General features: G+C 65.8%; 9 protein-coding genes. 7 read left to right on the top strand and 2 right to left on the bottom strand.

What is annotated here, in order from left to right:
• Window positions 1-29: 29 nt before the first annotated feature.
• Entirely contained in the window at window positions 30-1,331 is a 1,302-nt protein-coding gene (locus AC1DW9_RS19920) for an ABC transporter substrate-binding protein (protein WP_476776475.1), read from the bottom strand.
• Between the two features lie 248 nt (window positions 1,332-1,579).
• Here AC1DW9_RS19920 and AC1DW9_RS19925 point away from each other — a divergent pair, with 248 nt between their 5' ends.
• Genes AC1DW9_RS19925 through AC1DW9_RS19935 form a run of 3 tightly spaced genes read left to right on the top strand, consistent with a single transcriptional unit; the run spans window position 1,580 to window position 4,744 of the window.
• Window positions 1,580-2,725 carry a CaiB/BaiF CoA transferase family protein gene (locus AC1DW9_RS19925; protein WP_441504804.1) on the top strand — a complete coding sequence of 382 codons (1,146 nt, stop codon included), beginning with the start codon at window positions 1,580-1,582 and terminating at the stop codon, window positions 2,723-2,725.
• A gap of 11 nt (window positions 2,726-2,736) precedes the next feature.
• Complete coding sequence (locus AC1DW9_RS19930; protein WP_441504805.1) at window positions 2,737-3,891, top strand: acyl-CoA dehydrogenase family protein; 1,155 nt, start codon at window positions 2,737-2,739, stop codon at window positions 3,889-3,891.
• A gap of 1 nt (window position 3,892) precedes the next feature.
• Complete coding sequence (locus AC1DW9_RS19935) at window positions 3,893-4,744, top strand: HTD2 family dehydratase (RefSeq protein WP_476776476.1); 852 nt, start codon at window positions 3,893-3,895, stop codon at window positions 4,742-4,744.
• A 3-nt stretch (window positions 4,745-4,747) separates the two neighbouring features.
• On the opposite strand, the gene AC1DW9_RS19940 is transcribed toward AC1DW9_RS19935, so the two are convergent.
• The gene (locus tag AC1DW9_RS19940; protein ID WP_476776477.1) at window positions 4,748-5,374 is read right to left on the bottom strand and encodes a glutathione S-transferase family protein; all 627 of its coding nucleotides are present in this window, start codon (window positions 5,372-5,374) and stop codon (window positions 4,748-4,750) included.
• A 264-nt stretch (window positions 5,375-5,638) separates the two neighbouring features.
• On the opposite strand from AC1DW9_RS19940, the gene AC1DW9_RS19945 reads away from it, so the two are divergent.
• The 4 genes from AC1DW9_RS19945 (at window position 5,639) to AC1DW9_RS19960 (ending at window position 11,551) form a co-directional block, all read left to right on the top strand.
• Window positions 5,639-7,591, top strand: a complete 1,953-nt coding sequence (locus tag AC1DW9_RS19945) for a bifunctional 2',3'-cyclic-nucleotide 2'-phosphodiesterase/3'-nucleotidase (RefSeq protein ID WP_476776478.1) — start codon at window positions 5,639-5,641, stop codon at window positions 7,589-7,591.
• A 200-nt stretch (window positions 7,592-7,791) separates the two neighbouring features.
• Window positions 7,792-8,823 (top strand): iron ABC transporter substrate-binding protein, encoded by a 1,032-nt coding sequence (locus AC1DW9_RS19950; protein WP_441504808.1) that lies wholly within the window; start codon window positions 7,792-7,794, stop codon window positions 8,821-8,823.
• Between the two features lie 56 nt (window positions 8,824-8,879).
• Entirely contained in the window at window positions 8,880-10,469 is a 1,590-nt protein-coding gene (locus tag AC1DW9_RS19955; protein WP_476776479.1) for an ABC transporter permease, read from the top strand.
• A complete protein-coding gene (locus AC1DW9_RS19960; RefSeq protein WP_476776480.1) occupies window positions 10,466-11,551 on the top strand; it encodes an ABC transporter ATP-binding protein in 1,086 nt (361 codons plus the stop codon). Before AC1DW9_RS19955 ends, AC1DW9_RS19960 begins: the two co-directional genes overlap by 4 nt.
• Window positions 11,552-11,589: the final 38 nt, after the last annotated feature.

An 11,589-nucleotide genomic window follows, 5' to 3' on the forward strand; every position in this document is an offset into this window, starting at 1 on the left:
GCTTGAACCGGGACAGCCCGCCATCCACCTCATTTCGCGTAGTCGAAGGTCTCGATCGACTTATCCCTCACCAGATCCGGCTTGACCTTGGCGAACCATTCCAGCGACTTCTCGCCGAGCGGCGTCGTCACCAGCTTGCCGGGATAGAGCGCCATCTTGTCGTAGACGGCGAAGGGATAGTCCGGCACGCGCTTGGTGGTGCCGAGCAACTGGTCCTCGAGCCCCTGATGGTCCGAACGGATCGAGATCGTCCCGGTCAGGCTCTTGAACTCGAGCCCTTCGAAGGCCGCGATCACCTGCTCCTTGCTCGGCCATTTTGCGCCCGCGGCCTGGCCTGCCTTCTCATAGGCCTTGGCGAGCCCGATCACGGCCTGCGCCATGTGGAAGGTCGGATAGATCGGGTAGACACCGGTCTTGTCCTTGTACTTCTTCACGAAGGACAGCATCTCCGGCGAGTTCTTGTGCTTGGGGTGCAGCCAGTAATGGTCGCCGCGCCCGCCGATGATCACGCCCTCGGGCAGGACATTGCCGAGGCGCTCCAGCGAGCTCTCCGCGAGCGGCAGCACGAAGGTCGACTGCTTGAGCAGGCCCCGCGCCGCCGCCTGCTGGACGAAGGTGTCGAGATCGCCGCCCCAGGAGGTCGAGAGCACGACATCGGGCCGCAGGGCGGAGAGGCGCGTGATCTCGGTCGAGAAGTCGGGAGCCCCGAATTTCGGGAAGAGTTCGGCAGCGACCTTCACATCGGGCTTCAGCGCCTTCAGCCCGGCCTGGAACAGGGCCCAGGATTCGCGCCCCCAGGCATAGTCCTGGTTGACCACCGCAATCGTCTTGAAGTCCGGCTTGACCTTCATCAGGTAGAGCAGGGTCGACATCATCTCGGCGCCGGCATGAGCCTGCGTGCGCACCGAGTACTTCCACTTGCCCTCCTCGAAGATGGTCTGCGTGCCGCAATCCCACATCACGTTGACGACCTTGAGGTCCTCCGCAACGGGAGCGATCGCATTGCAACTGCCACTCGAAATCGCGCCGAACATCACCTGCGCGCCCTGTTCCTGCACGACGCGGCGGTATTCCGAGAGCAGCTGGTTCGTGCCGGCGCCCTCGTCGACATAGACCGGCTTCACCGGCACGCCGAGAACGCCGCCGTTGGCGTTGAGCTCCTCGATCAAGAGATCGGCCGCGTTCTTGCCCGGCACACCGAAGACGGAGGCCGGGCCGGAGAGGAAGGTCGCGATGCCGACCACGAGCTCCTTCGGCTTGTCCTGCGCCAGCGCCGGCGCGCCCAGCATCGCAGCAGCGGCAAGCGCCGCCGCCCATTTCATCCTCACCATGGTGCATCTCCCTCATTGCACTGGGGCGCGCTCTTGCGGCGGCGCGTCTCCCGGGGCCGAAAGGGGCGCATAGGCGAAAGAGGCCGACAAGAAGAATAAAGCGATGAAGGCCATAGCGATTTTCTATAGTCCGTCCGCCGGACGCGCTCGGTTCGCCGCGCTATGGATGCCATCGCAAAACTCTATTTGACTTGCGTGGCTCGAAAGGTCCGTTTCGCCCGCAGGACAAGACCAACTGGCTCAACGTGATGACGAATGCTCTCGAAGGAATCCTGGTCGTGGCGCTGGAACAGGCCGTCGCCGTGCCGGTAGCGACCTGCCGGCTGGCCGATGCCGGCGCGCGCGTCATCAAGCTCGAACGGGCGGAGGGCGACTTCTCGCGCGGCTATGACGACTACGCCAATGGCCTGTCCTCCTATTTCGTCTGGATCAACCGGGGCAAGGAATCCTGTCGCGTCGACCTGAAGCAGCCCGACGACCTCGCCATGGTCGAGGCGATGCTGGCGAAAGCCGATGTCTTCATCCAGAATCTCGCGCCTGGCGCGACCGGCCGCCTCGGCATCGGCAGCGCCGAGCTGCGCAAGCGCCATCCGCGCCTGATCACCTGCGATGTCTCGGGCTATGCGCCAGGCACGCCGCATTACACGCGCAAGGCCTATGACCTGCTGATCCAGGCGGAAGCTGGCTTGTCCTCGATCACCGGCAATGAAAGCTCCGGGCCGACGCGGATCGGCGTTTCCATCGCCGATATCGCCACCGGAAACGCCGCCTATGCCGCAATCCTCGAAGCCCTGCTCCGGCGTGCCCGCACAGGCGAAGGCTCGCAGATCGCGCTCTCGCTGTTCGACACCATCGCCGACCTGATGAACGTGCCCTATCTGACCCGGCGCTATGGCGGGATCGAGCCGCCCCGCCTCGGCCTCGCCCATCCCTCGATCGCACCCTATGGCGTCTTTGAACTCGCCGATGGCAACGTGCTTCTGGCCGTGCAGAGCGAGCGCGAATGGCAGGTCCTGGCGCGCGAGGTGCTTCGCGACGAGGCCCTGGCCGACGACCCGCGCTTCGCCAGCAATGTGCTGCGCGTCCGGGAACGGGCCGCCCTCGACGCCGCGATCCAGGCGATCCTGATCGCAAGGCCCTTTGCGGCTGTCACCGCCGCGCTCGACCGAGCCGGGATCGCCTATGGCACGGTATCGAGCGTCGGCGACCTGATCACCCACCCGGCCGCAACGACGCTGACGGTCGAGACACCGGCGGGCCCGATCGAGGTCCTGGCGCCTCCCGCCATCGTCGATGGCAAACGGGCGGAGATGCGGCGCGTGCCGGAACTCGGCGAGCATGAAGCCAGCTTGCGGGCCGAGTTCGCCGCGACAGCCGCCGCCCGTTCAGCCTGAGACAAGCAGCCATGCAAGACCTCGATCACGCCGAGATCCGCGACGCCGTCGCAAAACTCTGTGCCGACTTCCCCGGGGAGTACTGGCGCAAGCTCGACCGCGAGATGGCCTATCCCGCCGATTTCGTCAGCGCGCTGACCGAAAGCGGTTTCCTCTCGGCGCTGATCCCGGAGGAATATGGCGGGGCCGGCCTGCCGCTTTCGGCCGCGACCGTGATCATGGAGGAAATCCAGCGACAGGGATGCAATGGCGGCGCCTGCCACGCCCAGATGTACATCATGGGCACGCTGCTCCGGCATGGCTCGGCCGAGCAGAAGCAAAGCTACCTCCCCAGGATCGCGTCCGGCGCCTTGCGGCTACAGGCCTTTGGCGTCACCGAGCCGACGAGCGGCACCGACACCACCTCACTGCGCACCTTCGCCCGGCGCGAGGGCGACCAATATGTCGTCAACGGGCAGAAGATCTGGACGAGCCGGGCCGCGCAGTCCGACCTGATGCTGCTTCTGGCCCGCACGACGCCACGCGAGCAGGTCGCCAAGCGCACCGAGGGGCTCTCGGTCTTCATCCTCGACATGCAAGAGGCGCTGAAAGCCGGCCTCTCTATCCGGCCCATCCGGACGATGATGAACCATGCCACCACAGAGGTGTTCTTCGACAATGTCCGCGTGCCTGCCGAGAACCTGATCGGTGAGGAGGGCAAGGGCTTTCGCTACATCCTGTCCGGCATGAATGCCGAGCGCATCCTGATCGCCGCCGAATGCGTCGGCGATGCGAAGTGGTTCATCGAGAAAGCCTCGGCCTATGCCAGGGAACGGCAGGTCTTCGGCCGGCCGATCGGCCAGAACCAGGGTGTCCAGTTCCCGATCGCGAAAGCCTACGCCAACATGCGCGCCGCCGAGCTGATGGTGCGCGAGGCAGTGCGGCTCTACGAGCAGGGCAAGGATTGCGGGGCCGAAGCCAATATGGCGAAGATGCTGGCGGCCGACGCGTCGTTCGAGGCGGCCAATGCCTGCGTGCAGACGCATGGCGGCTTCGGCTTTGCCGAGGAATACGACATCGAGCGCAAGTTCAGGGAGACACGGCTCTACCAGGTCGCGCCGATCTCGACGAACCTGATCCTGTCCTATCTCGCCGAACATGTGTTGGGCATGCCGAGGTCCTACTGAGATGAGCATCGATCTTGACGCCCTCAAGCGCTGGACCGGCAGGACCGAAGAAGCCGCCGACCTGGTCACGCCGCGCCTGGTGCGGAGCTTCGAGGCGACCTTCGCGCCGCATCTGGCGCCCTATGCCGAGGGTGAGGCGCCCCTTGCCCTGCACTGGTGCCTGGCTCCGCCGATCGCCCCGATGGGCGCGATCGGGATTGACGGCCATGCCGCCAAGGGCGAATTCCTGCCGCCTGTGCCGCTCCCGCGCCGGATGTGGGCTGGCGGAACGATCGAGACGCTTGCGCCGCTGCAGACGGGCGACGAGGTCACGCGCCGCTCGGTGATCGGCGACATCTCCTACAAGCAGGGTCGCACGGGGCCGCTCTGCTTCGTCGCCGTCGACCACGAGCTTATTACGCCACGCGGCGTCGCGCTTCGCGAGCGCCACAACATCGTCTACCGCGAAGCCGCAAAGCCGGGCGCGCCCGCCTCCCCTGCGCCGGCACCGGAGGACCCGCGACCGGCCGATCTGGTCTGGCAGGTCGCGAGTTCACCGGTCTTCCTGTTCCGCTACTCCGCGATCACCTTCAACAGCCATCGCATCCATTACGACTATCCCTATGTGACGGGTGAGGAAGGCTATGACGGCCTCGTCGTACATGGGCCGATCCAGGCGACGCTGCTGCTCAACATCATCGCGACGCTGTCGGGCGGCGAACCGATCAGGCTGGATTACCGCGGCGTCGCGCCACTGATCGCAGGCGATGACTTCCTGGTGAAGGCCAAGCGCCTGCCCGATGGCGGCATCGCAGCCTGGACCGAGGGCTCCGATGGCCGCGTGCGGATGGAAGGCGTCAGCCGCGCTGCGTAGCGGTCAGGCCGGAGGAATGAAGGGCTGCGCGATCGCCTGAAAGACCGGCAGCGCTTCCAGCCTTGCGGCCTCGTCGGCAAGTGTCGGGTAGTCGCTGGGCGAGGCCATACCGGGATGGGCCTCCATCAGGAAGCGCCAGGCCACCGCAAGCGCGATATCGGCGTGCCCGACACGCCCGGCGAACGCACCGCTTGCACTGTGCTGGCTGCGCTCTGTCTCCAGGACGGTCAGCGTCGCGAGGATCTGGCCGCGGCAGCGCTCGGCCCAGACCTGCGACACCTCCCGATGCAGCTTCATCTCGTAGAACAGGCTGACGGCCTTCTCGGCGAAGCCCATCGCCAGCCCGGCCGTGCGCACCGCCCGGTGCCGGGCCGGTTCCGTGACCGGGAACAGACGGCGTTCGGCGGCGACGAGACCGTCGAGATAGTCGAGCATCCCGTGGCTTTCGACCAGCACGAGACCGTCATCCAGCACGAGCGTCGGCACGCGCGTCAGCGGGTTGTAGGGCCGGATCTTCTCGGCATCGCCGAAGACCGACCATGGCCGATGCTCGAAGGGCAGTTCGTACAGCCTCAATGCGATGCCGACGCGCCTCACGAAGGGTGAATCATACTGGCCGATCAGGATCATGCGCGCCTCCTGTCGAAGCCTGCCATCGGCCGACGCGTTCAGGCAAGCAAGGCGGGAGAGCTGCAAGCAGCCCCTCATCTTTGGCGTGCCATACGACCGGCACGATGCTCGCCCAAGCTGCGTTTGGACGAAATCATCCAAACGCAGGAAACGCGGTCGACTCTAATAGTTTAGAGCATGCTTTATGCGAATAACCGTTGCCAGTTTTTCGCAGCATGCTCTAGCCTCGCGACATTCAGAACAGATATCCAGAGGCTGGGTCCGATGTTACGCGCAACCGAATTCAGCCGCCGTGAAACCCTGAAGGCCGGAGCAGCCATGGCCGCCGCAGCGACGCTGCCTTCTGGCCTCGCTGCGCAGAGCCCCGTGAAGCTCAAGCTGCGCGTGCTGGAGACCACCGATCTCCATGTCAATGTCGTGCCCTACGACTATTTTCGTGACGCCGCCGACGACACGGTCGGCCTCGCCAAGACGGCGAGCCTGATCAAGCTGGCGCAGGCGGAGGCCAGGAACAGCATCCTGTTCGACAATGGCGACTTCCTGCAGGGCTCTTCGCTCGGGGACTTCATCGCCTACAAGAAGGGGCTGAAGCCCGGCGAGACGCACCCGATGCTCGCTGCCATGAACGCCCTGCCCTATGCCTGCGGTACGCTCGGCAACCACGAGTTCAATTACGGCCTCCCGTTCCTCGAGAACGGCCTCGCCAAGGCGGAATTCCCGCTGGTCTGCGCCAATGTCACGCGCCCCGAAGGCACACCGCTGATCGACCCCTGGATCATGCTCGACCAGAGCTTCGAGGACGAGGCCGGCCAGAAGCAGCTGCTCAAGATCGGCGTGATCGGCTTCGTGCCGCCGCAGATCATGCAATGGGACAAGGGCAATCTCGACGGCAAGCTGGTGGCAACCGACATCGTCGATGCCGCCCGCAAGCACCTGCCCGACCTGCTCAGGGCCGGACCCGACCTGGTCGTCGCGCTCTGTCATTCCGGCATCGCAGGCGGCGTTCGCAAGGGCATGGAGGAGAATGCGGCGCTGCATCTCGCTAGGCTCGACGGCATCGACGTGATCCTGACCGGTCACCAGCATCTGGTCTTCCCCGGCGGCAAGGCCTTTGACGGCATCGAGGGCGTCGACAACAAGCTGGGCTCGCTCCATGGCAAGCCGGCCTGCCAGCCCGGCTTCTGGGGGTCGCATCTCGGACTGATCGATCTCGAACTGGAAAAGCGCGACGGGCGCTGGACGGTTGCCGCCTTCAAGGTCGAGCCGCGCCCGATCTTCGAGCGCACGCCGGACCGCAAGATCGTATCGAAGGCGGCGACCGAACAATCCGTGTTCGCAACCGTGAAGGCCGATCACGAGGCGACGCTGATCTATATGCGCGAGCCGGTCGGCTCCACCGCGAGCCCGATCAACAGCTATTTCGCGCTGGTCGCGGACGATCCGTCGGTCCAGATCGTGGCCGAGGCACAGACGGCCTATGTGATGGGCCTGATGGCGCAGACGCAGTGGAAGGCGCTGCCCGTGCTCTCTGCGGCCGCACCCTTCAAGTCCGGTGGGCGCGCCGGACCGAGCTTCTATACCGATATCCCGGCCGGCCCGATCGCGATCAAGAACGTCGCCGATATCTACCTGTACCCGAACTCTGTGCAGGTGGTGAAGATCACCGGCGCCGAGGTGCGCGAGTGGCTGGAGCGCTCGGCCGGCATCTTCAACCGCATCGACCCGGCCAAGACCGAGGAGCAGCCGCTGATCGACCCGGGCTTCCCCCCCTTCAATTTCGATGTGATCGACGGCGTGACCTACCGGATCGATGTGACGCAGCCCTCACGCTATGACGGCAATGGCGCGCTTGTCGCGCGCGACGCTCACCGCATCGTCGACCTCGCCTATGCCGGCAAGCCGATCGACGACCAGGCCGAGTTCATCATCGCGACCAATAACTACCGCGCCTCGGGCGGCGGGAACTTTCCCGGCACCAGGACGACCGTGGTGCTGGAGGCGCCCGATCTCAACCGCGACGTGATCGTACGCTACATCATCGAGAAGAAAACGATCGAACCCAAGGCCGATGGCAACTGGTCGCTAGTAGCACTTCCGGCCGGCGTGAACGTCACCTTCCTGACTTCGCCAGCCGCGGCAGGAAAACTGCCAGCTGATTTGAAGGCGCGACCGGCTGGCGATGGTGGTGACGGATTCGTGAAGTACCGTCTTCTGTAAGACAACCTTACGACATCACGCACAGCAAACAGTCGTTAATACACAGAGTAAGCTGTCGGCAAATTACCTTACCTTTCCAAACCTCAGTTTAGATAAATTCTAATAACTGTCATCTTCGTTGACAGCGATATTTTTGATGCCAATACGTATTCGCACGACATCAACTGTCGCGCCGATAGATTTCAACCCAGAGACACGCCATGGCTTTCTCCTTCCGACATCTGGCGTCCGCCCTGATGGCGGGCATCCTCTCGTCCGGGGTTTCGAGCTTTGCGCTCGCCCAGGCGGCGCCGGCCCCCAGCCCCGAGGGAATCGTCGTCTACAACGCCCAGCATGAGAGCCTGACGCGCGCCTGGTCGGACGCCTTCACCAAGGAAACCGGGATCAAGGTGACGCTCCGCAAGGGCAGCGATACCGAGCTCGGCAACCAGATCGTCCAGGAAGGCGCGGCCTCCCCGGCCGATGTCTTCATCACCGAGAACTCGCCCGCGATGGTGCTGGTCGACAATGCCGGCCTGTTCGCCCCGCTCTCGCCCGCCACGCTCGACCTCGTCCCCGACGCGCTGCGTCCGGCCAATGGAAAATGGCTCGGCGTTGCGGCCCGCTCGACCGTCTTCGCCTATGACAAGACGAAGCTGAGCGAGGACAAGCTGCCGAAGTCGATCATGGATCTGGCCTCACCGGCCTGGAAGGATCGCTGGGGCGCCTCGCCGTCCGGCGCCGATTTCCAGGCAATCGTGGGTGCGATGCTCGTCCTCAAGGGCGAGGCGGAGACCGCGACCTGGCTCAAGGCGATGAAGGCGGGCTCCAAGCCCTATCGCGGTAACAGCGTCGCGATGAAGGCGGTGAATACGGGCGAAGTCGAAGGCGCCGTGATCTACCACTATTACTTCTTCGGCGATCAGGCGAAGACCGCCGAGAACAGCGGCAATGTCGCGCTGCATTATTTCCGGCACCAGGATCCAGGCGCCTTCGTCAGCGTCTCCGGCGCCGGCGTGTTGGCCTCGAGCAAGCACAAGCCGGAGGCCGAGGCCTTCGTGAAATGGGTCGCCGGCAAGGGTGGCCAGGACATCCTGAGGACCGGGGATTCCTTCGAGTATGCCGTCGCCAAGGGCGCGGAATCCAACCCCAAGCTCGTGCCCCTGCCGCAGCTCGAAGCGCCGAAGGTCGAACCGTCCAAGCTTGACAGCAAGGCGGTCACCGAACTCATGACCAAGGCCGGGCTGCTCTGACAGCCCCTCTGCCGGGCAGCGAGCCGCCATCGCTGCCCGTGCAAATCGAGAATCTTATGAGCACGGTATCCGAGCCCGCTGTCAGCACGTCGCTGCAGAGACACCCAGCCCTGCGGCCGCTGCACGGGCGCCTGAACGAGGCGGTGACGGTTGCAGCCGCGCTTGTCGCCCTGCTCTGCCTGGCACCGCTCGCGTTCCTGATCGCGATCACCATCCAGACCGGCGCGGACACGGTCATCGCGCTGGTTTTCCGCGCGCGCGTCGGCGAACTCCTGCTGAACACGCTGCTGCTCGAGCTCTGCGTCGTCCCGGCCGCGGCTGCGCTCGGCATCCTGCTCGCCTGGCTCACCGAGAGGACGACGATCCCCGGGGCACGCGCCTGGTCATGGCTTGCCGTCGCGCCCCTGGCGGTACCGGCCTTCGTCCAGGGCTATGCCTGGGCGAGCTTTGCCCCCCACCTCCATGGCCTGCCCGGCGCGACCCTGATCTCCGTACTGGCCTATACGCCCTTCATCTATTTGCCCGTGGTAGCGCAGCTCCGCCGGCTCGACCCGGCGCTGGAAGAGATTGCGACCTCCCTCGGACGCTCGCCCCGCCAGGTCTTCACCCAGGTCGTGCTGCCGCAGCTGCGCCTCCCGGTTTCCGGCGGAGCACTTCTGATCGGCCTGCACCTGCTGGCCGAATACGGGCTGTTCGCGATGATCCGCTTCGACACCTTCGCAACGGCGATCATCGACCAGTTCCAGTCGAGCTATAACGGTCCGGCAGCCAACATGCTGGCCGGCGTGCTGGTGCTGTGCTGTCTCGGCCTGCTGGTGCTCGACCGAGCATTGCGCGGCCGTGAACGTCAGGCCCGCGTCGGCAGTGGGGCGCCGCGTACGGCTCCCCGGCTGAAGCCCGGCCGAATCTGGACGCTGCCGTGCCTCGGCCTGCTTCTCACCTATGCACTGCTCTCGCTCGGCGTCCCCAGCCTGACGCTCGGACGCTGGCTCGTTCTCGGCGGAGCGGACGCCTGGCGGATCTCCGATCTCGTCGGCGCCTTCGGCACGACCGTCTTCTATGCCGTGGCCGGCGCCGCCCTCACGAGTGCTGCCGCTATCCCGATCGCCTGGCTGTGCGTGCGGCGGCCGGGGCTCTGGCAACGGCGGCTCGAAGCCTGCCATGTCTATGTCGGCTCGCTGCCGGGCATCGTCGTCGCGCTCGCGCTGGTCACGATCACCGTCCGCGTGGCGCTGCCCTTGTACCAGAGCTGGTTCATGCTGCTCGTCGCCTATGCGCTGATCTTCCTGCCGCGCGCGCTGATCGGTCTGCGCGGCAGCCTCGCGCAGGTGCCGGTCGAGCTCGAATGGGCAGCCTCGGCGCTCGGGCGGCCGCCCTTGCTGGCGGTGCTGCAGGTCACGCTGCGCCTGGCCGCGCCCGGGCTTGGCGCGGCGATGGCGCTGGTCGGACTTGGCATCACCACGGAGTTGACCGCCACGCTCCTGCTCTCGCCCAATGGGACGCGGACGCTGGCGACGGAGTTCTGGTCGCTGACCGGCGAGATCGACTATGTCGCGGCGACGCCCTATGCGGTCCTGATGATCATCCTCTCCATCCCGATGGCCGTGATGCTGCACCGGCAGTCGCGAAAGGCGAACGGCCTGTGAGCGTCCTGACCGTTTCCGGCCTGAGCAAGCAGTACGGCGCGACGCTTGCCCTCGACGATATCAGCTTCTCGGTCGCGCCCGGCATACGGGCCGCGATCGTCGGCCCCTCGGGATCGGGCAAGACGACCCTGCTGCGCATCATCGCGGGCTTCGAGACGGCCGCTGCGGGCACCGTGACCATCGGCAACGAGATCATCGTCGATGGCGGGCTTGGCGTCCCCGCGCATCTGCGCGGGATCGGCGTCGTGACGCAGGACGGCTCCCTGTTCCCGCATCTCAGCATCGCCGAGAATATCGGCTTTGGGCTGACGCGGAACCAGACCGACCGGGATGCCCGGATTGCAGAGCTGATGGACATTGTCGAACTGCCGCGCAGCATGGCTGAGAGGCGCCCCCACCAGTTGTCCGGCGGCCAGCAGCAGCGCGTCGCCCTCGCCCGTGCGCTCGCCCGGCGGCCGCGGCTGATGCTTCTGGACGAGCCCTTCTCCGCCCTCGATACCGGGCTGCGCGAGACCATGCGCCGCAAGGTGGCCGACGTGCTGCGAGAATTCGCGGTGACCGCGATCCTCGTCACGCATGACCAGGGCGAAGCGCTCGGCTTCGCCGACCAGCTCGTCGTTCTGAAGGAGGGCCGGCTGGTCCAGGCCGGGCCGCCGCGGCTGCTCTACATGCAACCCCGCAACCCCGCGATCGCTCGTTTCCTCGGCGACGCGATCCTGCTGCAGGCGGAGCTGGCCGATGGCGCGGCGCGCTGCGCACTCGGGCAGATTGCGATCACCGACCCAACCCGGCGCGGCCCGGCAACGATCCTGCTGCGCCCCGAACAGCTTCGCCTGCGGCCATCGGCCGCCTCAGAGCTCGCTGGCGGCACCGGAGGGCGGATCGTCGAGGTCGAGTTCGGCGGCGCCAGCAGCCTCGTCACGATCGCGCTCGATGCGGATACGGACACCCTGCTGCAGTTGCGCTCATCCGACCTGTCCCCGCCGGAGCCGGGAACGCATGTGGCGATCGAGGTCTCCGGCGCGGCCTACCCGTTCGATGGCGCGACCGCCCTGGAGCCTGCCGGGAAGGCGAAGCGCTAACGCATCGACCCGAAAAGTGGATTGCGGTTTTCGGAAAA

This window comes from Allobosea sp. P4_E12, assembly GCF_056401655.1.

Coding starts and splice junctions, on each gene's coding strand:
- AC1DW9_RS19950 (WP_441504808.1), top strand. CDS start 7,792: ATGGCTTTCTCCTTCCGACATCTGGCGTCCGCCCTGATGGCGGGCATC.
- AC1DW9_RS19920 (WP_476776475.1), bottom strand. CDS start 1,331: ATGGTGAGGATGAAATGGGCGGCGGCGCTTGCCGCTGCTGCGATGCTG.
- AC1DW9_RS19925 (WP_441504804.1), top strand. CDS start 1,580: ATGACGAATGCTCTCGAAGGAATCCTGGTCGTGGCGCTGGAACAGGCC.
- AC1DW9_RS19955 (WP_476776479.1), top strand. CDS start 8,880: ATGAGCACGGTATCCGAGCCCGCTGTCAGCACGTCGCTGCAGAGACAC.
- AC1DW9_RS19930 (WP_441504805.1), top strand. CDS start 2,737: ATGCAAGACCTCGATCACGCCGAGATCCGCGACGCCGTCGCAAAACTC.
- AC1DW9_RS19945 (WP_476776478.1), top strand. CDS start 5,639: ATGTTACGCGCAACCGAATTCAGCCGCCGTGAAACCCTGAAGGCCGGA.
- AC1DW9_RS19940 (WP_476776477.1), bottom strand. CDS start 5,374: ATGATCCTGATCGGCCAGTATGATTCACCCTTCGTGAGGCGCGTCGGC.
- AC1DW9_RS19935 (WP_476776476.1), top strand. CDS start 3,893: ATGAGCATCGATCTTGACGCCCTCAAGCGCTGGACCGGCAGGACCGAA.